Consider the following 22,836-nt stretch of genomic DNA (forward strand, 5'->3'; position numbering starts at 1 on the left):
AATCGTGTCTTTTTTGTTTATCGCTTATCGAAATTGGCGTAATCGCGTTTCGTCTCGCCGACATATACTTGGCGTGGACGCCCGATAGGCTCTTTATTGTCGCGCATCTCTTTCCATTGTGCAATCCATCCCGGAAGCCGACCCAAGGCAAACAATACGGTAAACATGTCTGACTCAAAACCTAAAGCACGATAAATGATACCTGAATAGAAATCAACGTTAGGATATAGTTTTCTATCGATGAAGTATTGGTCGTTTAGTGCTGCCTCTTCTAACTTTTTCGCAATATCCAATACAGGGTCCTGGACGCCTAGTCTTTCTAAAATATCATCACAAGCTTTTTTGATGATTTTAGCACGAGGGTCGAAGTTTTTATAGACACGGTGTCCAAAACCCATTAAGCGGAATGGATCATTTTTGTCTTTCGCTTTTGCAAGGTATTTCTCCGCATCACCACCATCATTTTTAATGGCTTCCAACATCTCAATAACCGCTTGGTTTGCGCCTCCGTGTAGCGGACCCCATAGCGCGTTGATACCTGCTGAAATAGAAGCATATAAATTAGCGTTGGATGAACCCACTATACGGACGGTAGATGTAGAGCAATTCTGCTCATGATCCGCGTGCAAGATCAATAATTTATGCATTGCGCTAATAACGACGGGATCAAAATTAGTTTCTCCCGTCACTTCTCCGAAGATCATATTCAGGAAGTTTTCAATGTAGCCATAGTTGTTTTTAGGATAAACCACGGGTTGACCCAGTGATTTTTTCTGTATCCATGAAACAATAGTCGGCATCTTTGCTATCAGATTGATAATCGTCTTGTTGTCCTCTTCTTCTGTTGCGTTCGGATTTAACGATTCAGGATAAAAGGCTGATAACGCACCAACCAAACAGGACAGCTGACCCATAGGGTGAGATTTGGAAGGAAAACCGACGAAGAAATTCTTCATATCTTCGTGTATCATCATCTGCTTTCTGATATCGGAACGAAATTTTTCTAGGACGTCTTTGGTAGGAAGTACTCCGTATATCAATAAGTAAGCCACTTCAAGAAAAGTAGACTTTTCTGCTAACTGCTCGATAGGATAACCGCGATAATGTAGAATGCCCTGCTCCCCATCTAAAAAGGTAATTGCGCTTTTGGTGGCTCCTGTATTTTTAAATCCCGGGTCCAATGTGATATATCCTGATTGATCTCGCAGCTTGGAGATATCTATCGCTTTCTCGTTTTCAGTACCAATAATAATTGGCAATTCGTAAGATTTTCCGCCTAAATTTATTGTTGCTTTATCCGACATATGTTATTAATCTAAAATAATCTACTTTCTACAAATGTATAAAAATCGACGATAAAATCTAATAGCGAGACAATTTAAATGACAAAGAATTGTAACGCTATGTATTATTTTTTTGTTAAAACATTTGTTTTATCTACGAGTATTTCGTAATATTGTGAAAGGTTAGTATTTTGATTATGGAAAAGTTAACGATTCAGGAAGAAGAGGCGATGTTGTCGATCTGGCAGCTGAACGGTGGGTTTGTGAAAGAAGTATTGGACAATTTAAAAGGAGAAAGGCCTCCTTATACCACTTTGGCATCGACGATTAGGAATCTAGAACGTAAGGGGTACGTGAAAGCTGTCAAGTATGCCAACGCAAAGCGCTATGAGCCTATCATTTCGGAAGAGCAATATAAAGGAAAATTTATGCACGGATTTGTAGGGGATTATTTTCGAAATTCCTACAAGGAAATGGTTTCCTTTTTTGTGAAAGAGGAGAAGCTTTCCGCTGCGGAGTTAAAGGAAATAATGGACATGATAAAGAAAAAGAAATCTTAGCTTATGTATTCCTTACTCGCCTATATCATTCAGGTGAATATCTTATTAACTGTTGTTTATATAGGGTATTCCGTCTTATTGAAAAGATTGACGTTTTATCGTCTAAATAGAGGGTTCTTTCTTGTCGGAGCGATTTTCTCCTTTGTATACCCCTTTTTGGATATTAAATCCCTCTTTCGGAGACATATAGAGCCTGTAGGAAAGTGGATGGGGTATTTGCCGGATTTTTATATGCAACAAGTAGCTAAGCCTGTTTATACGTTGGAGAACGCTATATATAGTTGTATCGCGGTTGCCGGATTATGGTTTGCGATGCGACTATGCATACAGTTATTGAGTTTATTGCGTATTCATATTTATTCACGGAAAACGGTATGGAAAACGTATTGGTACCAAAATGTATTATTTCCTATTGTTCCGTTTTCCTTTCTGAACAAAATTTATCTCCATAAGGAACAACATCAAGAACCGGAACTTCATGATATTTTTGAACATGAGGATATTCATGTGAAAGGCCTTCACAGCTTGGATATACTAATGTTTGAAATCTTACTGATAGTTTGTTGGTATAATCCCTTCGTGTGGCTCATGCGCAGAGCTGTACGTCAGAATTTGGAATACTTGACTGATCAACAAGTGCTAAATAAGGGGGTCGATCGGCAAACCTATCAGTATTCGTTGCTGAATGTCACGAAGCAGGGTGCTTCATTAGGCATGAGCAATCAGTTTAATTTTAAATTTTTAAAAAAGCGCATTATGATGATGAACAAGAAAAAGTCGTCGAAACTCGAATTGAGCAAATATGCTTTCCTGCTACCGATCTTCATCTTCTCGGCAGGAGCATTTACGATCAGTAAAGCTGATGTGAAGATTACAGAAGCGGCGGAAGTGGTTAGGGAAAAACGATTAGATTCTTTCAAAGCTGAAGAAAAAAATGAAGGACGTAACAATGCTCAGCAGCTGTTAAAGAGCGTAATTGTAAGCACAGATACGATAAAAGATGAACAAGATACCTTATCTAGAGAAAAAAGTACATTGACCGTTAAAGGGCTTCAGGGAGAACCGTTGTATATCGTCGATGGTAAACGGATGCTGTCAGGTTATGATGTACACGAGTTGAACCCGAACGATATTGAGCGTATAAATGTTTGGAAGAAGAGTGCGGAAGCTATACTGAAATATGGAGATGAAGCCGCTAAAGGAGTTGTTGAAATTACCACCAAAGCGAAAGCTAAGGAAGACGCTGGGGTGAGAAAAAAAGGTTTGCAAGAGAAAATAATTGATACATTGAATGCGGGTATTCGTTATCGTGAAAAAATAACCTCGGCAGAACGGGTCGAGAAGTTCGGTACGGTTAAGGTTCGAGGAGTAAAAGCGAACGCGTTGGATACGGCAAAGCACCCGGTGTTAATGTTCAGGGGATTGACATCAGATGCTGCGCCCTTGTACGTGGTAGATGGTGTTATACAGCGTGACGGACAGGATGTTATGGATACTTTAGATCCAAATCAAATTGAATCCATTTCTGTGTTAAAAGACAAATCGGCGACATCTGTCTATGGTGATAAAGGAAAAAATGGCGTGCTTGTTATTGCGACTAAAAGGAAAGGAGAAGGAAATAATGCGTCAGGATTACGGGCTTGGAGCCTTCAGACACCCGAGCCTTTAAAGAATCCGGGGTATGTGGTAGATGGTTTAATGGTGTCGAAAGAAGAATATGCCAAAATAGATGAAGGCGAGAAGAAGAGTATCGTCACCCTATCTAAAAAAGAAGCAAATAATTACTTTAAGTTTCATAACCGATCAATAGATTTAGGTACATATGATGGCGTTGTGATGGTGACAACAAAAGAGTAAGTAAAGGCAAATAATTTTTTGTCCCTACTTCGTATTCAAATTCGTCATTGTCAATTCAATTCCAATGTGGACAAAGCTCTGAATCATTTTAACTGCATGATCGATAAGCGCAGGCAATTCTTTCTGTTCATCGCGATCGAAAGGACTCAATACATAATCTACTTGGCGTCCTTTTGGAAAATTATCACCGATACCGAAGCGCAGACGAGGGTAGTTTTGCCCACCGCAAGTAGCTTCTATAGAACGGAGCCCATTGTGACCTGCGGCAGAACCTTTGGGTTTGATGCGTAAAGAACCAAACGGAATGGCTAGGTCGTCTACCACAACCAGTACATTCTCCAACGGAACTTTCAATTCCTGCATCCAATAGTTTACAGCCTTACCACTTAAATTCATAAAGGTGGTGGGCTTAATCATGTATACGTTTCTGCCTTTTAATTTAAATTCGGTATAATAGGCAAGCTTCATTAATGACCAGGTTGCTCCGGCTTGATTGGCCGCTTCATCCACCACCATAAACCCGATATTATGGCGTGTATCTGCGTATTCCTTACCGATATTACCCAGCCCGACAATTAAATAATTCATGAGCGCAAAGATAAGAATTAGATGTTAGACAAATAAAAAAGCATCGCATAAGCGATGCTTTTTTATTTGTCTAAATGCTGGGTACTATTTCTTAGCTCCCTTTGCTGCTTTCGCTGCTTCCTGCTCTGCTTGACGCAATGCACGAGACATTACTACAGATACGATGGTATCATCAGCATTGTTAAGAACTTTCGCATTTTCCAATGTTACTTGTCTTACACGATAAGATTTACCAACCTCTAAGGATTCCATAGGAACCTCAATTTCTTGAGGAAGGTTGTTTGGCAATGCTTTTACGCGAAGGCCGCGTAGTTTCTGAACAAGTTTACCCCCCATTTTAACACCGGGAGAATCTCCTGTTAATTTAATAGGAATGTTTACAGAAACTTGCTTGTCATCAAACAATTCTAAGAAATCCACATGTGTTACCAAATCGGTAAGTGGGTGGAACTGTGCGTCTTGAACAATAGCGCGTGTTTTTTTGCCGTCGATATCTAATTCTACAAATACCACATCAGCAGTATAAAGAACAGATTTCAAATCAGCTGCGGATACAGCTAGGTGGGTTTGTTCTTTGCCACCATAAAGAACTGCAGGAATCTTTCCTTCGTAACGCAATTCTTTTGCATCTCTTTTCCCTACGTTCTGTCTAACAGAACCGCTAATAGCAATTGATTTCATCTAATTTTTTTAATTTTTAATGGTTGATGAGAGCTCCCCCGATAAATCGGGATCGGTTTCACCTCTTAATCATCTATTTGAGGTGCAAAAATACGGTATTTTTTTTGATTAGCAAATTTATTTGAAAACCTCTTTAACCCATTGTAATTTAACTCTTTTGTTTTAAGAAACATTTGGCTAACTTTGCGGCAAAGCTAAGTTAATCTTAACGTTTTTTAGTCCGATAGTATAAGGGTAGTACAAATGATTTTGGTTCATTTAGTCCTGGTTCGAATCCAGGTCGGACAACTTTTTGATTTTCTTTTTCTATTGGAAATATTAGTAATCCAACAAACATATAAAACACGCATAAGAAATGCCTTTGCAATTTAACACGGTGAAGCTGTTCGCAGGGTCTGGGACAGTGGAATTAGCGGAAAAAATCTCTACATCTTATGGGAAGCCGCTCGGCGACATGACCTTATCCAAATTCAGTGATGGAGAAATGCAGCCTTTTTACAATGAATCAGTACGCGGAAGCGACGTATTCCTAATCCAATCCACGAACCAACCGACCGATAATCTTTTAGAGCTTTTGTTCATGATTGATGCCGCAAAGCGCGCTTCTGCTCATTATATTACGGTGGTCGTCCCTTATTTTGGGTATGCTCGTCAAGACAGAAAAGATAAACCTCGCGTAGCCATTGGTGCAAAATTAATTGCAAACCTTATCATGGCCGCCGGTGCACATCGTATCATGACTATGGACTTACATGCTGCACAGATACAAGGATTCTTTGATATCCCAGTCGATCATCTTGATGGTTCTATTATATTTGTGCCTTATATTAAATCGTTGAATTTGCCAAACCTTACCATTGCGTCTCCGGATATGGGGGGGTCTTATCGCGCGCGGACATTTGCTAAATTCTTCAATGCTGAGGTTATTATTTGTGACAAACGTCGTAAACGTGCCAATGAAATCGAATCCATGTCTATCATTGGAGAGGTGAAGGATCAAGATGTGGTGTTAATCGATGATATCTGCGATACAGCGGGCACCCTGTCAAAGGCGGCTGCCTTGATTATGGAAAATGGTGCTCGTTCGGTAAGGGCGGTATGTACGCATGCGGTATTATCAGGAAAGGCGTATGATACCATCGAGAACTCGGTCTTGACAGAGATGATTGTTACGGATACTATCCGATTAAATCCAGAGAAGCAAAAAAGTTGCAGTAAAATTAACGTATTGTCTACGGCAGACTTATTTGCAGGTGCGATTAAAAACGTAAACGAACACGGATCAATTTCTGGTTTGTTTGATATAAAATAACAGTAACCTTGTGGTTTTAAGAATGAGGCGACTTAAGGGTCGCTTTTTTTGTTGATATGATAGAAGGTTTTCCTTATGCGACAATTAAAGTCAAGGAAGACTCATGCAATTGTATTGTCCATCCCTAAACATCAGGGTCGCCAACAAAAAAAGCGTCAAGTTTCCTTGGCGCTTTTTATTTAGTAGCGGGGATCAGACTCGAACTGATGACCTTCGGGTTATGAGCCCGACGAGCTACCAACTGCTCCACCCCGCAATATTTCTTTATTTTTAAGCTCAGCCTCGCGCTTTGCTTGTTCTGTTAGTAGCGGGGATCAGACTCGAACTGATGACCTTCGGGTTATGAGCCCGACGAGCTACCAACTGCTCCACCCCGCAATGTTTTTGGTGCCACAAAGATAGCGTTTTTTATGCTTAAACCAAAATGAAATCTGCTTTTTTAAAAAGATTAATAGGGAAATTGGATAACGTTCTAATATTCTGTATTTTCACTTTATCAATTATAATGAATTGTGATGAAAGGAAGATTACCACTAACCGTTGTAATGCTCTATTTATCCGTTCAGCAGTATTATTTATCCGCTTTGCATTGGAGGGGAAATAATGCTTTGACGTGTAAAATGAGCGTTTTTCTGCCAGACAGTCTGGCGGACAACACACCGTACTGGACCATATGGTTCAACACTCCCTATTGGTTTATTTTTAATGCTCATGCGCTATGCGTTTTATTTCCGTATTTATTTTAACCGCTGCTGTTTTATCAGGGTATAGTACGCTGGTAAAAAGCCAAACATGGGGCGAAAGCCCAGTCGTAGAACAAATTGTGGAGCAGCTTGTGGAGGAATCGGACAAAGAAATCGAAGTTGATGAACTTCTTGAGCTTCTTCGTCATTACAGTATACGGCCAATTGATTTAAACAAAACGGACGAGCGGGAACTGGCTACGCTCTTATTTCTGTCGCCTATACAGATTGCGAGTCTTTTGGCACATCGCAAGCAGGCAGGAAAATTTCTCTCGGTTTTGGAGTTGCAGGGGATTGACCATTTTGATCTACCTACTATTGAGCGATTAAGCCCGTTCGTCACGGTATCTGCTATATCCCCGCTCAGGGGATTAACTTGGCAGAAGCTTTATGATGATAGTGAGCAACAGCTGATGTTGCGCTACGGCACCGTATTCGAGAAACAACAAGGTTACCTGATTACGGATAGTACACGATCACGTTATCTGGGGGATGCAAATCGGTATATGCTGCGTTACCGTTTTAATTTTCGTAATCGATTACGCTTGGCAGTCAATATGGAAAAAGATGCGGGGGAGCCTTTTTTTCGGGAGAAGCAACGTTACGGTTTTGATCATTATGGCGTCAGCCTGTATGTAAAAGATTTAGGTGTATTTAAAGAAGTACTGTTAGGTAACTACGCGTTGCAGATCGGACAGGGGCTTGTGATGTGGAATGGTCTGAGTTTTGGTAAAGGAGCAATGATTACGAGCAGTGCCAGGCAAGGGGCAGGGCTACGGAGCTATACGTCTATGAATGAGCATAACTATCTTTCAGGTATTGCCACGCGTCTATCTTTTGGTAATTGGGATGTTACACCTTTCGTTTCTTTGCGGAAATTATCCGGCAACCGTTCGATGACAGCCGACGGAAATTATATTATTAGTTCTATTTCGACCTCTGGGCTACATCGAACGCCGAACGAGCTGCGTAACCGTCGAGCTATTAATCAAGGAGTGGTTGGACTAGATATAACCTATCGTTATAAACGTCTCAAGTTAGGAGCCATCGGTATCTATACCCAATACGATGGCACCATCGTACGCAACGGTGCGCCCCGTCACGCGTATGCTTTTGAGGGGGACCGATTGGCCAATATTGGTGTGAATTACCAATATACATTTAAGAACATGTATTTGTTTGGTGAAACGGCCCATGAGTATGGACGGGGATGGGCTACATTAAATGGTTTGATTGCCAGTTTGCATCCGAAAATATCAGCATTCGCCACTTATCGAAACTATCAACGGAACTACCATGCTGTTTTCGCGCAAGCATTGGGAGAAGGGAGCGCGGTTGTCAATGAGGAAGGTATTTATACCGGATTCATGTTTCATCCTAATAGAAAGATAGAATGGGTAAACTATATAGATGTGTTCCGCTTTCCATGGTTGCGTTATCGGGTTGATGAACCGAGTGAGGGAATGGATGTTCTATCTCAACTTACTTATACGTGGTACAAGATAGGACGTATTTCGCTGCGTTATCGCCATCGGTTAAAGCAAGAGAATAATAGTGAGAGACCTCCAAATAGGGCAGTTGTGGACGTGTTAAAGGACCAGTTACGCCTAGCCTTTCAATATAAGCTGTCCAAACAGTGGGAAATCCGGAGCCGGGCAGAAGCTGTGCGGTATGAGAAGCAACGAAGAATTGATTTTGGATGGCTAGCTTACCAAGATGTATTCTGGAAACCGACTCGTTTGCCTCTGCAGGCAAATATGCGTTTTGCCATGTTTTCTACCGATTCGTATGATGCGAGGCTGTACGCGTACGAAAACGATGTGTTGTATGCGAGTGCGTTCCCGATGTATAATGGGAAGGGAGGTCGGTCTTATATCAACCTACGATATCGTGTCGGTCGAAAAATCGATTTCTGGCTGCGTTATAGCCAAAATCACTATTTAGATACGGAAACTGTAGGCTCGGGATTAGATCGAAGCGACGGGCCTCGTCGGTCAGCTATCAAAGTGCAATTCCGATATCGATGGTAGAACAATCTGTTTATTTGGTTTTACGAAAAACACCGTTTGCCAAAGTTTTTTTGTTTTTCGGAACAGGCATTGTTTGCGGTTATTATATAACGCTGTCGATTTTGCTTTTTCAGATCGTTTATGGCTGTATCATCATTATGTTCCTGCTTTTGATGTGCAGTGAGGTATATAATAAGCGGTGGCGACGAACTGTCTTTCCGCCGGTTTTTTATATCATGTTGTTCTTTCTAGGTGTATTTTGGATCGGACGGGAACTCCCTGCACAGCAGTTACGACATTTTATGTCTGCAGAAGCCGAATATCTGGTAGGGGTAGTTAGAGACGAGCCGGTATTTGGCGAGGCGAGTATTCGCTTTCCTGTAGAGATCCGTTATGCCGTAGAGACGGAAAAAGTGCGTCCGGCGACAGGAAAAATCATGTTAAGTATTGCTCGGAAGAACGAGAAGCCTGATTTAATACTATCTTATGGCGATGAATTGTTGTTTCGTAATAACGTCGTGGAAGCACGTGCGCCGTATAACCCTAAACAATTCGATTATAAAAGGTATCTAGCACACAAAAACATATATCATCAGGCATATATACAACCTGCAGATATGCGGCTTATTGGAAGTCAGAAAGGAAATAGTCTGGTGGCAAAGGCATTGATCATACGCCAATATTTCGTCCGTAAATTTGATAGCTTTATAACAGACAGAGAAGCGCTGGAGATCTGCTCGGCGTTGATTTTAGGCTATCGGGCCAATTTTCAGACGGAGACATTAACTGCATTTATTAATACAGGTACGGTACACGTTTTAAGTGTTTCGGGGTTGCACGTCGGTATGGTGTTTTTCCTATTGAATTTTTTGCTCGGCTTTTTAGATCGGCACCCGCATGGTAGGCCCATTCGGTTCACGCTGATTCTTATCTCGATATGGGGTTACGTTTTGCTGACCGGCATGGCGCCATCTGTACTACGTGCAGGAGTAATGCTTTCTTTTCTATTAATAGCCGGATGGAGTCAGCGCGCTAACCAAAACCTTAATTCGCTTTTCGCGTCGGCATGCTGCTTACTTCTATTTAACCCCTTTACGATTTTCGAGATCGGCTTTCAGTTGTCCTATTTAGCTGTTTTTGGATTATTTACCATCTATCCGCTGCTTAATAAGGCATTTCCTGTAAACAGCAAATGGATGCGTATTATATGGCAAGTTATATTGGTTTCGGTCAGTGCTCAACTTTTCACAATGCCTTTAACATTATATTACTTCCAGCAGTTTCCCAATTATTTTCTGCTCGGGAATCTTTTTGTACCGGTACCCGCCGCCGTGTTGATGTACGGAGGTATAATTTTAGCGATATGCCCGTTTCCGTTCGTCAGTACCTATCTAGGGACGGGTTTAACCTATTTGTGTCACGTACTCCTATGGGGGCTTAAAGCTATCAAAGGATTGCCTTTTGCGACTGCGCAGGGTATAAGTTTATCGGAAACACAACTTATCTTATTTTTTCTGGTTATTATATTTTTACTTGTCACTTGGTATAGCCAATGTAAACAATTTTTGTGGTGTACACTCATTTCGGTAGCGATTTTACTACTTTCTGCCGTCATTACCTCGATACGATATATGTCCTACAGTGGTATAAAAATATATAATGTGGGACGTGAGGTTGCCATTGCGGTGATTGACCAGGGAAAGGTTTCGTTGATGTCCACGTTGGATAGTGTAGAGCATCCCCGGCTAGCTATGCAGGTTCTGCCAGATCTTAATCATTATATACGAACGGAAGATATCGTTTTTTATAAACTAGAATTAAAAAATGACCAACAAATGAGGATTCAAACTTCAGTGGGCATATTGGGCATTATGGACGGCGCTTCGGTGGAAAGAAAGCCAATGAGGTGTGATATTTTATTATGGCGTAATATGTCATCATATCATACGCTAGATGTTGGATACTTTAGCGATGTTGGACTTTTGATCATTGACGGCTCGAATACGTCTGACATTTTACTGAAAATAGAAGAAAATGCGGATGCTTTGGGAATGCCGTATTATGTCTTGAAAAATAATTTTGCTTATGTTTGGGAGAAGAAGTGATGGAAAATAAAAGTCTAGGTATATTAAAGCAATATTGGGGTCATGAGACCTTTCGTCCGCTGCAGGAAGACATTATAAATGCAGTGTTACAAGGTCGTGATACCTTGGCGTTAATGCCTACAGGCGGGGGAAAATCAATTTGTTTTCAAGTACCGGCACTTCAAATGGCAGGCATATGTATTGTGGTGAGTCCCCTAATCGCTTTGATGAAAGATCAGGTCCAGAATCTGCGAAAAAGAGGTATTGAAGCGGTCGCTATTTTTTCGGGCATGTCTCATAGAGAAGTTGATGTTGCATTGGATAATTGTGTTTACGGACGAATTAAGTTTCTTTATCTCGCCCCGGAACGTCTGTATAGTGATTTGGTAAAAGAACGGATACGCTATATGAAAGTAAGTCTTTTCGCCATCGATGAAGCACACTGTATTTCGCAGTGGGGGTATGATTTTCGTCCAGCTTATTTAGAGCTAGCAAAGTTGCGAGAGATTCATCCCAATACAGCCTTTTTGGCACTAACGGCTACAGCGACGCCGCGTGTCGTCCAAGACATCCAAGATAAGCTGGGGTTCGTCGGAGGACAAGTTTTTCGAAAGAGTTTCCGCAGAGAAAATTTAGCCTACATGGTCTTGGCAGAAGAGGATAAGATGGGACGGATGTTGCGCATGATACACAAGATTGGGGGAGCGGGGGTGATTTACGTGCGTAATCGACGAGAGACACAAGAAGTAGCGCAATATTTAATTAATCACGGCATACCTGCGGACTTCTACCATGCCGGACTTGACTCACAAACCCGTTCACAAAAGCAGGATAGCTGGATGGAAAACCGCGTACGTGTTATTGTGGCTACCAATGCGTTTGGCATGGGGATAGACAAGTCGGATGTACGGTTTGTACTGCATTTAGATATTCCCGATTCGTTGGAAGCCTATTACCAAGAAGCAGGCCGGGCAGGCCGCGACGGAAAAAAAGCGTTTCCGGTGCTGATGTATCAACAGGCTGATCGCGAAAAATTGTGGGAGAATTTTATATCCAGCTTCCCGCCGATACCCTTCATACAACAGGTTTATCATCACTTAGGAAATTATTTCCAAATTGCGTACGGTGCCGGAAAAGGGCTTTTCTTTGATTTTGATGTAGTCGATTTTTGTAAACGATATAAAATTGATGTTTTTCCAACGTTGAGTGCCTTGAAGTTCTTGGAAAGGGATGGATGGATTTCCTTATCTGAAGCCGTCTTTATCCCCTCCCGATTTAAATTTGAGATAGATTACCAAGAGTTGTATAAGTTTCAGGTGCAGTCAGCGAAGTATGACCTGCTCATCAAGCTTATTTTACGTACGACGGGCGGTGTATTTGATTTTTACGTAGCGTTGAACGAGTATGAACTGGCAAAGAAACTTAAAGTTTCTTATGATACAGTGGTCAATAGGTTGCAAGGTCTTCAGCAATTGGAAGTTGCTTCGTATCTTCCCAAGACGGATGCTCCACAACTTGAATTTCGTCAAGCACGTGTCGACTATAAGCACCTTTTTATCGATACTTCCTTTATTGAAGAGAGAAAGCATATTAAACAACAACAAATAAAAGCTATTTATGCATATCTCGATGCGAAGGACTGTCGAAGTATAGCTTTGCAGACCTATTTTGGGGAAAAAGAAGAGACGTTTTGTGGTATTTGTGATTTATGTCTGATCCGTCAGCATCGGCATGAAATACACGAAAAATTACAGGAAGAGATAAAGACAGCGTTGTTAGCAGGCGGAAAAGATGTGAAGCAGCTTGGTGATGAATTAACTTTTGGTGACGACGACACGAAGCTGCACGTGATCCGTTTGCTTCTAGATCAACAACAGATTATCTTACGTGATGGTTTGTATTATTGGAATAGTGATTTTTAGGGCAGGGATGAACCCGGCCCTAAGATTATTATTTAATCAAGCTTAGCCATGCTTCTGCCATGAGATTTGCGCCCGCCAAAGAAGTATGTACACCGTCTGTTGTCCAATAATCGCCAGCACCACGGGTTGCGGCTTTGTCAAACACCGATTGGTAGGGCAGAAACGTTGCATTATACTCTTTTGCTATTTCTCTCGCGGCTTGTTGATAACCTAGAAAGTCAGGATACCATACATTCGTTACGTGTTTTACATCTTTCACACCGAATGGTTCGCCAATAATCAGTTTAACTTGTGGAAGATGTTTTAAAGTCGTATCCAACAATTGTTGATATTGTTGTTTATATTGTTGCGGCGTATTTTGAGCGCCTCTATCGATGGTGCGCCAAAAATCGTTTACGCCGATCAGGATGCTTAATATTGTCGGTCGGAGCTGAAGCGTATCGGTGTCCCATCTGTCGATAAGGTCTGGAACTCTATTTCCGCTGATGCCCCGGTTATAAACCTGAATATTTTTATCAGCATATGTATTGAGTAGCGTGGCGCCAGCCATCATCGCATACCCGTGACCAAAAGCAGCGGTATCGTTTGGTTTTAAGTTATCTCGTTTGCGTCCGGCATCCGTAATTGAATCGCCTTGAAATAAGATGATATCATTTTGTTGTATACGTAACTTACTACCTTTCGCTAGGTTGTTTTCTGCTGCAAATAATGCCTGTGTGCCTATAGTGGCGGCTCCTAAGGTAAGGAGGCTTTTCGTTAAAAATTTTCTTCTGGTTTCCATATAAAGTGAAGGTTTATAAAACCAAGTTAGTCTTTTTAAGCGTGTTTTTCAATACCTTGTCGAATTATTTCACAAGCATGTCTTATTTCGGTTTCCGATATCGTAAGTGGTGGGGCTATTCGTAAGGCGGTTTCACAGTGTAAATACCAATCGATCATCACAGCGTGCTCAGCACAAAAGCTGCTTACTTGATATACTTGTTCAAAGGTTTCCAATTGTAGGCACATCATCAATCCCATTCCTCTAATCTCTTTTATTTTAGGATGATTCAATTCCTTACGGAACAAAGCAGCCTTTGTTTCCACTGTATCCAGCAGGTTTTCATTTTGGATGACCTGCAAAGAAGCTAATGCAGCAGCGCAACTTACAGGATGTCCCCCGAAAGTGGTAATATGTCCTAACATCGGGTTGTCTTTGATGACATCCATAATCTCCTTTCGTGCAACGAATGCACCGAGTGGCATACCACCCCCGATACCTTTTGCTAACATCAAAACATCTGGGACGATTCCAAAATGTTCAAAGGCAAACAGCTTTCCCGTTCTTCCGAAGCCAGTTTGTATTTCATCAAAAATCAGAATTGCACCCGTCTCGTCGCACTTTATGCGGAGAGCCTGCATAAATTCGGTAGACGGAACACGCACGCCTGCCTCTCCTTGGATAGCTTCCACAATAACCGCTGCGGTTTGGTTTGTGATGCTATCTAAACTACTTATATTGTTGAACTTGATAAATTCTATTTCGGGGAGTAGGGGGGCGTATGCTTCCTGGTACGCAGGGTTGCCGATTAAACTTAAAGCCCCCTGGGTGCTTCCATGATAAGCTTTTTCAGCCGCGATAATTTGCCGACGTCCTGTATACTTTTTTGCAATTTTCATGGAACCCTCAACGGCCTCTGTGCCACTGTTCGTCAGGTAAACGGCGCCGAACGAGGAAGGAAGGGTTGCTAATAATTCGGTGGCAAACTGTACCTGCGGTGCTTGGACAAATTCGCCATACACCGTGACATGGAGGTACTTCTCCAATTGCTGTTGAATAGCCATTAATACTTTGGGATGCCGATGTCCGATGTTACTGACGTTAAAACCGGATACAAGATCCATATAACGTTCTCCGTTAGCTCCATATAGATAGATTCCCTCTGCTTTTACGATTTCAAATAATCGGGGGGAGGAAGAGGTTTGGGCAGTATTTTTAAGAAAGAGTTCTCTATTGCTAATCATTTTTTAGTTGACAGGTAATCAAACAAGATGAGTGACCAGTAAACATGTATGAGTAACCAGCGATGGTTGTTTTGTTACTTCGTCACTGATTACTCCGTCATTTTAATCAACGGTTTCTTCTTTGCAATTCTTTGTAAAGCAATTCACGGAAACTTTGTTCAACTTCGAAGAACTGCGAAGCCCTTGCTGAACCGATTACTTCAGCAAACTTTTTTCGATATTCTTTTTTAATCTCTAGCTCTTTGGCGTCGTAAGAGAGTACATCCCGCTTTTTCGATCTATCGGACCTGTTAAAGGAGTTTACTCCCCTCGGAGAAGGGCTTTCGGTATTTTCTTTTTTCTGCGATCGAATGGTCCAAACGTCTTTACTATATTGATTATATATAGGAAAGAAACGCTGCGCCTCAGCAGGGGTTAAGTTAAGCTCTTTCGTGATATAAGCAATTTTTTCGCTCTCAATCGCTGCAAATCGTTTGGAATCCCGAGGCTGTGCACTCGCTGACAAGATACAAAATATAACTGCACCGATCGTGACAAATAAATGTTTAAAACGTAACATTATAACGCATAATTTAAATAGTCTTCAATATCATTTTCCTTTACATGCGTACAAACCCCGCCAGCGTCATGAGAATGATCTATGCATTCCATAATATAAAGAATATCATGACTGTCATTCAAAGCACTTAGATAGTGAATGATCTCGTCATCGGGAATAGAAGACAGATGTGATTCATAGAAACTTTCTTCAACTTCACGGTCTATACTATTGTAGGAAGCAACTCCGATCACTAAAGCCGCACAAGCTGCTGCCACATACTGAATCCATTTGTTGGAATTCAGCCTTCGCACCATTGTTTTTTTTCTTTCTTTGCTCGCTGTCTGCGCAAGAATCTTATCCTTCAGTATCCCAGTATAACCATCCGGAATCGTAAAGCCATCAGTAGCTATCCGTTCTTTTAGCTTATCTTCAAATACTGTGGTTTGAATACGCTCAGATAGGTTCTCAAAATAGCCTGCCGGAACATCTAACGCTTCTTGTTTCGCGACGGCCTCTATGCTAGTCTGGGAAAGGATCTTATCCGATAAAGTTTCAAAGTATCCTGGAGGAACCTCCCACTCTCCTTGTACAACATTTTTATACTGCTCCATTTTGACGTGGAACTGTATGTTGTCTGTTAACTGAGAAAAGTAGGATTCGGGTACCATAAAGGGATTTATACGTAATGATCCCGGTAGGTTTAAACCATCCATTCCATCGTAATATGTATTATCTTCCTTCATAGTCACTTGTTTAGAGTCGAAAAGCCTGTTAGGGTTTAATCGTGTGATGTAAAAAAGTGCTCTATTTTTTTAACTGCCAGATGATAAGAGGCTTTTAGTGCTCCGACACTGGTGCCAAGAATCTCCGATATTTCATCGTATTTGAGATCCTCAAAATACTTCATATTAAATACCAATCGCTGTTTATCAGGAAGCGTCAAAAGTGCCTGTTGCAATTTCATTTGTGCTTGGTCACCGTTAAAATAGCTTCCTTCTGTTAACGTTTCTGCTAGATAAGCAGAGCTGTCGTCGTCCAACGACATGCTCTGCTTTTGTTTTTTTCTATTTAGAAAAGTGATACATTCATTCGTAGCTATGCGATATAGCCACGTATAAAGTTGGGAATCTTCCCGAAATTTTTCAAGGTTTCGCCAAACTTTGATGAATATATCCTGCACGACATCATCTGCATCGTTATGGTCAATAACCATCCGGCGGACGTGCCAATATATTTTTTGTTGGTATTTTTTGAGCAAATAGCCAAACGCCTCTTCGCGTGTGCTTTCATCAGCAAATTTTGATATAATTAAGGCGTCTTCCATTTGTTCTCCGTAACTATTTTCTAGTGATTACCTTTCTTGCTGCTGCTACGATCGAAGCTGCATTAAGTCCGTATTTCTCCATCAGTTGTGCCGGCTTTCCTGATTCGCCAAAGCTATCATTAACCGCAACAAATTCTTGAGGAGTAGGTCTCTTCGTTGCCAAAAGCTGCGCGACACTATCCCCCAGACCACCTAAACGGTTGTGTTCTTCGGCGGTAACCACACAGCCTGTTTTACTAACCGAATTCAAGACGGCTTCCTCATCCAAGGGTTTAATTGTGTGGATATTGATAATCTCCGCGTTAATACCTAGCTTTTCTAATTCTTCACCTGCTTGGATGGCCTCCCAGACCAAATGTCCTGTAGCGATAATCGTCACGTCTGTACCTTCGTTTAACATGACGGCCTTTCCGATTTCAAAGACTTGGTCGGACGGTGTGAAATTAGGTACAACAGGACGCCCAAAACGTAGGTAAGCAGGTCCCACGTGATTGACCAGGGCTAGCGTAGCCGCTTTTGTTTGGTTAAAATCGCAAGGGTTGATAACCGTCATTCCCGGAAGCATCTTCATCAATCCGATATCTTCCAGTATCTGATGTGTTGCGCCATCTTCTCCTAACGTTAATCCGGCATGCGAAGCACATATCTTCACATTTTTATCTGAGTAGGCGATGGATTGTCTAATCTGATCGTATACGCGACCTGTTGAAAAGTTGGCAAACGTACCTGTAAAAGGAATCTTGCCACCTATGGTCAAGCCAGCCGCGATGCCCATCATATTGGCTTCGGCGATTCCGATCTGAAAGAAACGTTCCGGAAACTCCTTAATGAAGTCGTTCATCTTTAGTGACCCGATCAAATCGGCGCAAAGTGCCACAACCTTATCATTCTGTCTCCCTGCCTCCAATAGACCGGCACCGAAACCGGAACGGGTATCTTTCGATTCTGTATAAGTATATTTTTTCATTTCTTAGTATCGTCTCCTGTCTAACATCTATTAATAATCTCCTAAGGTTTCCGCATTTTGTGCCAATGCAGACGCTAGCTGTTCGTCGTTAGGGGCAATACCATGCCATTTGTGCGATCCCATCATAAAATCTACACCTTTACCCATTTCCGTGTGTAGTAGTATCATGACAGGTTTGCCCTTTCCTGTGCGTGATTTAGCTTCGTCTAAACCTTGTATAACGGCAGCCATGTTATTTCCCTGCTCTACTTCCATCACATCCCAGCCGAAAGCTTCCCATTTTGCGCGGAGGTTTCCTAAGGACAAAACGTCCTTTGTCGCACCATCAATCTGCGCACCATTGTAATCGATGGCAGCAATAATATTGTCCATTTTGTTGTGGGGGGCATACATCGCCGCTTCCCAAACCTGTCCTTCCTGTAGCTCGCCATCGCCCATCATTACATAAACTAAATTATCGTCTTGATTCAATTTCTTCGCCTGCGCAGCACCGATAGCAACTGATAGACCTTGTCCTAACGAGCCCGAAGCGATACGGATGCCCGGTAGCCCTTCGTGTGTGGTGGGGTGACCTTGAAGACGTGAATCAATTTTTCTGAACGTAGCAAGTTCACTCACAGGGAAGTATCCCGCACGGGCCAGTGTACTATAGAAAACGGGAGAAATGTGTCCGTTCGATAAGAAAAATAAATCTTCTCCGATGCCGTCCATATTAAAGGAAGGATCATTTTTCATCGCGTAAAAGTACAACGCTACAAAATAATCCGTACAACCAAGCGAACCTCCCGGGTGACCCGATTGGCAAGCATGTACCATACGAACGATGTCACGTCTTACCTGTGAAGCAATCTGTTCTAGTTTGTTGATATCTGCACTCATTTTTGAAATATAATGTTTCGGTTATTTTGGCTATAAAGTTAATGATTTTTAGTAGAGTAGCTGATAAAAAGCACAACTAAAAAAGGGAAGATTATACAATCTTCCCTTTTTTTTACTTTTTTATTTTGGGTTACAGGGCTTCAGCGACCACTTCTTCCACCTCTGGTACCATTCTTTTCAACAATCCCTCAATACCAGCTTTTAAGGTAATGGTAGATGAAGGGCAGCCACTACAAGAACCTCGTAATTCTACGGTGACCACGCCGTTATCAAATGATCTGTATGCGATAGCCCCCCCGTCCTGTTCTACTGCTGGGCGAACGTAGTCGTGCAAAACCTGCTGAATTTTTACTTCGATCTCCGTGCCTTCGAAGTTTACCTCCTCGGAGTGCTCGATTGGCTTAACTGCTAGTTCCGATTCCACTGCGCCTTTTACAAAGTCTTTTAATAATGGCTCGATATCAGACCATTCGACTCCTTCGCTTTTTGTAACGGTTACAAAGTTACTCGCAAAAAAGACGCCTTCTACAAAGTTGAATTTGAACAACTCTCTGGCGAAATCGGATTCTTGTGCTTTCTCCCGGTCAGGATAATCCAAACTACCGTTAATCAATAATTTATTGACCAAGAACTTCATGGTAGAAGGGTTAGGAGTCGATTCTGTATATACGTTAATTGTTGCCATATTTTTTTGTAATCTACTTATAGTTGACAAATATACGCCAAAAATATGCCAATGCAGGTCATTTTGACGTCAAAGCTTATCGTACCATGCCGGTATAATTACTGGGAGAAATCGCTTTGATTTCTTCCTTAATCTCGGCGCTTACATGCAAGCTATCTACAAAGGAAGCGATTGTTTCTTGTGTTATATGCGTATTGGTGCGTGTTAAATCTTTTAGTGCTTCATAAGGTTTAGGATATCCTTCTCTTCGTAATATTGTTTGAATAGCTTCTGCTACTACCGCCCAATTGTTTTCTAAATCTGCTTCGAGTGCAGGTTCATTAAGAATAAGCTTTCTAAGGCCTCTAAGGGTGGATTTGATCGCGATAATGGTATGCGCAAATGGAACACCTATATTTCGTAAAACGGTCGAATCAGTCAGATCGCGTTGTAAGCGTGAAATAGGAAGCTTTGCTGCCAAATGTTCAAACAAAGCATTGGCAAGACCTAAATTGCCCTCTGCATTTTCAAAATCTATCGGATTTACTTTGTGCGGCATGGCCGATGACCCAATTTGCCCCGCTGTAATTTTTTGTTTGAAATATTCCATTGAGATATATGTCCACATATCCCGGCACAGGTCGATGAGGATAGTATTGACACGTTTGAAAGCATCACAACTTGCAGCAAAATTATCGTAATGTTCAATTTGGGTAGTGGTTTGGGAACGGGAGAGACCGAGTTTTTCATTTACAAAATGATTGCCGAAGGCCACCCAATCCGTGGCAGGGTATGCCACATGATGTGCATTGAAATTACCCGTAGCGCCACCAAATTTTGCTGAAAGGGGGACTTGCTGTAATGATTCCAATTGCTTCTCTATGCGTTCGATAAAGACCCTCACTTCTTTTCCCAAGCAGGTAGGAGAAGCAGGTTGCCCATGTGTCCGCGCTAGCATAGGTACGTTCTCCCACTGTTTAGCAAGTGACTTTAGTTCTTCCACCAATTCCTGAATGTTTGGAAGATACGTTTGGTGCAGGGCATCTTTCCAGGAATATGGAATAGCGGTATTGTTTATATCCTGGGAAGTCAATCCGAAATGGATGAATTCGATCGAGTCATGCAAACCTAGTTTCTCAAACTCATTCTTTAGAAAATACTCGACTGCCTTAACGTCGTGGTTAGTTACTTTCTCCGTATCCTTAATCCATTGCGCATCATCTAACGAAAAGTTCTCGTAAATTTGGCGAAGGCGATCATTGAGTGAACCGTCAAAATGTGTTAATTGTGGGATTCCTGATTCACACAATGCGATGAAGTATTCTACTTCCACTAGGACGCGGTATTTAATCAAGGCAAATTCCGAGAAAAAGTCTGCGAGTTCCTTTGTATTGTTATGGTAACGTCCGTCAATAGGAGAGACGGCAGTTAGAGATGATAAGCTCATGATAACGAAAATAAAAATTAAAATTTAGATACCTGCCTTTCGGGGCGCGATAAAACTACGGAACAAAAATAAGAAAAACTCGAAAACAAACGCTTTCAAAAAAAGAAAACCCACACAGCGGTGTGGGTTTTGACTTATTTTTTAATTGATCGGATTACTGAACGTTTTCCAAAGAGTCAACGATAGAATCGCCTTCTGCTCTAACAGAGTCAGCTACATTTTCCAATGAGTCAGCTAATTGCTCAGTTGAGTTTTCAATTCCTTCAGTTACTGTTTCAGTAGCATCTTCGTTTTGAGTTTGCTGACCGCCACAAGAAGCGAATCCAATTGTTAAAGCTAGACCTAAAAATCCGAATTTTAATAAATTTTTCATTTTTAATTTTCTATTTTATTGAAACAAATTTGTTTATTACACTTTAATACCAGCAATTATAAAAGGTAACCCGTCTTTTAAATAAAAAATATATATAAAAACGAATCACGTTTTGTATATTACCTGTTACAAAGCCGGCGCAAATATAGTAGTGTTTTGCTGAAAAACAATAATAAAAAACATTTTTCATAAAAAAAATGTTACTTTTTAAAAGAATAACCCAAATAACGGAACATGATAAAGAAACTGAAAAATATGCTTCAATTGTTGAAGCACGTAGACTTACAGCAGCTGGATGCGTTGTCCAAGAAAGTCGATATTCCGGCGCTCATGGATGGAATGTCAAAAATGAGTGAAGAACAGCTGAAAGGAATGGCAAAGTTGTTAACAAGCGATAGAAAGAAACGGGAAGCCCCGGAAATCGATGCTGATTTTTACAACATAGAAGCTAAGTTATCTGCCGATGATCGCAATCTCCAATTAAAGGTGAGGGGTTTTTTAGAACGGGAAATCAAACCTATCGTAAATAAGTATTGGTTGCATGACGAATTCCCCTTTGAAATTATCCCTAAGTTAGCCGAGTTGAATGTGTGTGGATATGTTTATAAGGGGTATGGCTGCGCTGGAGGCACTTCGTTGATGGATGGCATAATAGCCGCGGAATTTGGACGAATAGATCCTTCTATTGCGACGTTTCTAGGTGTGCAAAGTGGCTTGGCAATGGGGTCTATTTATATGTGCGGTTCTGAAGAGCAAAAAAATGAATGGTTGCCCCAAATGCAGCGATTAGAGAAAATTGGTGCATTTGGATTAACGGAACCGGAAGTAGGATCAGCAACGGCAGGAGGCTTGACCACTACTTGTCGTAAGACGGCGGAAGGTTGGGTGCTAAACGGTCAGAAGAAATGGATCGGGAATTCTACGTTCTCCGATATTACCATCATTTGGGCTCGCGATGTAGATGATAATCAAGTAAAAGGCTTCATCGTACGCAAGGACAACCCGGGATTTATGGTCGAGAAAATAAAGGGTAAGATGGCATTGCGTATCGTGCAAAATGGACTGATTACGTTGACAGACTGCCTGGTGCAAGAGTCTGATCGTTTGCCGCTTGCAAATAGTTTTAAGGATACCGCAAAGGTATTGCAGATGACACGTGCAGGGGTAGCTTGGATGGCGGTTGGTTGTGCCCGTGGTGCTTATGAAAATGCGCTGGACTATACATTAAAGCGCAAACAGTTCGGGAAGCCTATAGCTTCATTTCAGTTGATTCAAAATCACTTGGTAGAGATGCTTTCCAATCTGACGGCTATGCAGACGCTGGTTTTTCGACTATCAGAGCTGCAAGATGAGGGAAAACTAAAGGACGAGCATGCTTCTTTGGCTAAAGTTTTTTGCACACTGCGTACACGAGACATTGTGTCAAGGGCACGTGAAGTTATGGGGGGTAATGGAATCTTGTTAGAATATAATGTTGCTCGTTTCCTGGCTGATGCGGAAGCTATTTATTCCTATGAAGGTACAAAGGAGATAAATTCACTGATTGTTGGAAGAAGTATTACAGGAATAAGTGCGTTTGTATAAGAGTAGAGAATATA

20 protein-coding genes and 2 tRNA genes are annotated in these 22,836 nt (G+C 41.5%); 7 read left to right on the forward strand and 15 right to left on the reverse strand.

What is annotated here, in order from left to right; genetic code table 11:
• Nucleotides 1–17: 17 nt before the first annotated feature.
• A complete protein-coding gene (locus C5749_RS13330) occupies nt 18–1,304 on the reverse strand; it encodes a citrate synthase (RefSeq protein ID WP_105726655.1) in 1,287 nt (428 codons plus the stop codon).
• A gap of 176 nt (nt 1,305–1,480) precedes the next feature.
• Between C5749_RS13330 and C5749_RS13335 the strand changes: the two genes are divergently transcribed.
• Nucleotides 1,481–1,843, forward strand: coding sequence for a BlaI/MecI/CopY family transcriptional regulator (locus tag C5749_RS13335; RefSeq protein WP_105726656.1), 363 nt, complete (start codon nt 1,481–1,483; stop codon nt 1,841–1,843).
• A 3-nt stretch (nt 1,844–1,846) separates the two neighbouring features.
• Nucleotides 1,847–3,700: a M56 family metallopeptidase gene (locus C5749_RS13340; protein ID WP_105726657.1), complete on the forward strand. Its 1,854-nt coding sequence runs from the start codon at nt 1,847–1,849 to the stop codon at nt 3,698–3,700.
• 24 nt (nt 3,701–3,724) lie between these two features.
• Here C5749_RS13340 and pth read toward each other — a convergent pair whose 3' ends face one another.
• Together pth and C5749_RS13350 are read right to left on the reverse strand one after the other, a co-directional pair.
• Nucleotides 3,725–4,288, reverse strand: a complete 564-nt coding sequence (gene pth, locus C5749_RS13345; RefSeq protein ID WP_105726658.1) for an aminoacyl-tRNA hydrolase — start codon at nt 4,286–4,288, stop codon at nt 3,725–3,727.
• A gap of 84 nt (nt 4,289–4,372) precedes the next feature.
• A complete protein-coding gene (locus tag C5749_RS13350; protein WP_105726659.1) occupies nt 4,373–4,969 on the reverse strand; it encodes a 50S ribosomal protein L25/general stress protein Ctc in 597 nt (198 codons plus the stop codon).
• Between the two features lie 355 nt (nt 4,970–5,324).
• On the opposite strand from C5749_RS13350, the gene C5749_RS13360 reads away from it, so the two are divergent.
• Nucleotides 5,325–6,281 (forward strand): ribose-phosphate pyrophosphokinase, encoded by a 957-nt coding sequence (locus C5749_RS13360; RefSeq protein WP_105726660.1) that lies wholly within the window; start codon nt 5,325–5,327, stop codon nt 6,279–6,281.
• A gap of 183 nt (nt 6,282–6,464) precedes the next feature.
• On the opposite strand, the gene C5749_RS13365 is transcribed toward C5749_RS13360, so the two are convergent.
• Both C5749_RS13365 and C5749_RS13370 read right to left on the reverse strand, forming a co-directional pair.
• A tRNA-Met gene (locus C5749_RS13365) sits at nt 6,465–6,537 on the reverse strand.
• A gap of 49 nt (nt 6,538–6,586) precedes the next feature.
• Nucleotides 6,587–6,659, reverse strand: a tRNA-Met gene (locus C5749_RS13370).
• Between the two features lie 340 nt (nt 6,660–6,999).
• On the opposite strand from C5749_RS13370, the gene C5749_RS13375 reads away from it, so the two are divergent.
• The 3 genes from C5749_RS13375 (at nt 7,000) to C5749_RS13385 (ending at nt 13,039) form a co-directional block, all read left to right on the forward strand.
• Nucleotides 7,000–9,054, forward strand: coding sequence for a ComEA family DNA-binding protein (locus C5749_RS13375; RefSeq protein ID WP_105726661.1), 2,055 nt, complete (start codon nt 7,000–7,002; stop codon nt 9,052–9,054).
• 101 nt (nt 9,055–9,155) lie between these two features.
• Nucleotides 9,156–11,138 (forward strand): ComEC/Rec2 family competence protein, encoded by a 1,983-nt coding sequence (locus C5749_RS13380; RefSeq protein ID WP_181151419.1) that lies wholly within the window; start codon nt 9,156–9,158, stop codon nt 11,136–11,138.
• Nucleotides 11,138–13,039 (forward strand): RecQ family ATP-dependent DNA helicase, encoded by a 1,902-nt coding sequence (locus C5749_RS13385; RefSeq protein WP_105726663.1) that lies wholly within the window; start codon nt 11,138–11,140, stop codon nt 13,037–13,039. Before C5749_RS13380 ends, C5749_RS13385 begins: the two co-directional genes overlap by 1 nt.
• 28 nt (nt 13,040–13,067) lie before the next feature.
• Here the strand turns inward: C5749_RS13385 and C5749_RS13390 are convergent, their stop codons facing one another.
• From C5749_RS13390 to C5749_RS13435, 10 genes are all read right to left on the reverse strand, one after another.
• Nucleotides 13,068–13,820: a GDSL-type esterase/lipase family protein gene (locus C5749_RS13390; protein WP_105726664.1), complete on the reverse strand. Its 753-nt coding sequence runs from the start codon at nt 13,818–13,820 to the stop codon at nt 13,068–13,070.
• A 35-nt stretch (nt 13,821–13,855) separates the two neighbouring features.
• Entirely contained in the window at nt 13,856–15,043 is a 1,188-nt protein-coding gene (locus C5749_RS13395) for an aspartate aminotransferase family protein (protein WP_105726665.1), read from the reverse strand.
• A 106-nt stretch (nt 15,044–15,149) separates the two neighbouring features.
• Complete coding sequence (locus C5749_RS13400; RefSeq protein WP_105726666.1) at nt 15,150–15,602, reverse strand: hypothetical protein; 453 nt, start codon at nt 15,600–15,602, stop codon at nt 15,150–15,152.
• Nucleotides 15,602–16,327, reverse strand: a complete 726-nt coding sequence (locus C5749_RS13405) for a hypothetical protein (protein WP_105726667.1) — start codon at nt 16,325–16,327, stop codon at nt 15,602–15,604. The genes C5749_RS13400 and C5749_RS13405 overlap by 1 nt, the downstream gene beginning before the upstream one ends.
• Nucleotides 16,328–16,362: 35 nt before the next feature.
• Nucleotides 16,363–16,908: an RNA polymerase sigma factor gene (locus C5749_RS13410; protein WP_105726668.1), complete on the reverse strand. Its 546-nt coding sequence runs from the start codon at nt 16,906–16,908 to the stop codon at nt 16,363–16,365.
• Between the two features lie 13 nt (nt 16,909–16,921).
• Entirely contained in the window at nt 16,922–17,875 is a 954-nt protein-coding gene (locus tag C5749_RS13415) for a transketolase family protein (RefSeq protein ID WP_105726669.1), read from the reverse strand.
• 30 nt (nt 17,876–17,905) lie between these two features.
• The gene (locus C5749_RS13420; protein WP_105726670.1) at nt 17,906–18,754 is read right to left on the reverse strand and encodes a transketolase; all 849 of its coding nucleotides are present in this window, start codon (nt 18,752–18,754) and stop codon (nt 17,906–17,908) included.
• Nucleotides 18,755–18,884: 130 nt separating this feature from the next.
• The gene (locus C5749_RS13425) at nt 18,885–19,439 is read right to left on the reverse strand and encodes a NifU family protein (RefSeq protein WP_105726671.1); all 555 of its coding nucleotides are present in this window, start codon (nt 19,437–19,439) and stop codon (nt 18,885–18,887) included.
• A gap of 76 nt (nt 19,440–19,515) precedes the next feature.
• Nucleotides 19,516–20,865, reverse strand: coding sequence for an adenylosuccinate lyase (gene purB / locus C5749_RS13430; protein WP_105726672.1), 1,350 nt, complete (start codon nt 20,863–20,865; stop codon nt 19,516–19,518).
• A gap of 154 nt (nt 20,866–21,019) precedes the next feature.
• Nucleotides 21,020–21,238, reverse strand: a complete 219-nt coding sequence (locus C5749_RS13435; RefSeq protein WP_105726673.1) for a hypothetical protein — start codon at nt 21,236–21,238, stop codon at nt 21,020–21,022.
• Between the two features lie 234 nt (nt 21,239–21,472).
• Between C5749_RS13435 and C5749_RS13440 the strand changes: the two genes are divergently transcribed.
• A complete protein-coding gene (locus tag C5749_RS13440; RefSeq protein WP_105726674.1) occupies nt 21,473–22,822 on the forward strand; it encodes an acyl-CoA dehydrogenase family protein in 1,350 nt (449 codons plus the stop codon).
• The last annotated feature ends 14 nt before the right edge of the window (nt 22,823–22,836 follow it).

Origin of the sequence: Sphingobacterium gobiense (genome assembly GCF_002980575.1) — a bacterium.
Classification (GTDB): domain Bacteria; phylum Bacteroidota; class Bacteroidia; order Sphingobacteriales; family Sphingobacteriaceae; genus Sphingobacterium; species Sphingobacterium gobiense.

Coding starts and splice junctions, on each gene's coding strand:
- C5749_RS13340 (WP_105726657.1), top strand. CDS start 1,847: ATGTATTCCTTACTCGCCTATATCATTCAGGTGAATATCTTATTAACT.
- C5749_RS13435 (WP_105726673.1), bottom strand. CDS start 21,238: ATGAAAAATTTATTAAAATTCGGATTTTTAGGTCTAGCTTTAACAATT.
- C5749_RS13415 (WP_105726669.1), bottom strand. CDS start 17,875: ATGAAAAAATATACTTATACAGAATCGAAAGATACCCGTTCCGGTTTC.
- C5749_RS13330 (WP_105726655.1), bottom strand. CDS start 1,304: ATGTCGGATAAAGCAACAATAAATTTAGGCGGAAAATCTTACGAATTG.
- C5749_RS13350 (WP_105726659.1), bottom strand. CDS start 4,969: ATGAAATCAATTGCTATTAGCGGTTCTGTTAGACAGAACGTAGGGAAA.
- C5749_RS13400 (WP_105726666.1), bottom strand. CDS start 15,602: ATGTTACGTTTTAAACATTTATTTGTCACGATCGGTGCAGTTATATTT.
- C5749_RS13385 (WP_105726663.1), top strand. CDS start 11,138: ATGGAAAATAAAAGTCTAGGTATATTAAAGCAATATTGGGGTCATGAG.
- C5749_RS13375 (WP_105726661.1), top strand. CDS start 7,000: ATGCGTTTTATTTCCGTATTTATTTTAACCGCTGCTGTTTTATCAGGG.
- C5749_RS13335 (WP_105726656.1), top strand. CDS start 1,481: ATGGAAAAGTTAACGATTCAGGAAGAAGAGGCGATGTTGTCGATCTGG.
- pth (WP_105726658.1), bottom strand. CDS start 4,288: ATGAATTATTTAATTGTCGGGCTGGGTAATATCGGTAAGGAATACGCA.
- C5749_RS13440 (WP_105726674.1), top strand. CDS start 21,473: ATGATAAAGAAACTGAAAAATATGCTTCAATTGTTGAAGCACGTAGAC.
- C5749_RS13405 (WP_105726667.1), bottom strand. CDS start 16,327: ATGAAGGAAGATAATACATATTACGATGGAATGGATGGTTTAAACCTA.
- C5749_RS13410 (WP_105726668.1), bottom strand. CDS start 16,908: ATGGAAGACGCCTTAATTATATCAAAATTTGCTGATGAAAGCACACGC.
- C5749_RS13360 (WP_105726660.1), top strand. CDS start 5,325: ATGCCTTTGCAATTTAACACGGTGAAGCTGTTCGCAGGGTCTGGGACA.
- C5749_RS13420 (WP_105726670.1), bottom strand. CDS start 18,754: ATGAGTGCAGATATCAACAAACTAGAACAGATTGCTTCACAGGTAAGA.
- C5749_RS13390 (WP_105726664.1), bottom strand. CDS start 13,820: ATGGAAACCAGAAGAAAATTTTTAACGAAAAGCCTCCTTACCTTAGGA.
- purB (WP_105726672.1), bottom strand. CDS start 20,865: ATGAGCTTATCATCTCTAACTGCCGTCTCTCCTATTGACGGACGTTAC.
- C5749_RS13425 (WP_105726671.1), bottom strand. CDS start 19,439: ATGGCAACAATTAACGTATATACAGAATCGACTCCTAACCCTTCTACC.
- C5749_RS13395 (WP_105726665.1), bottom strand. CDS start 15,043: ATGATTAGCAATAGAGAACTCTTTCTTAAAAATACTGCCCAAACCTCT.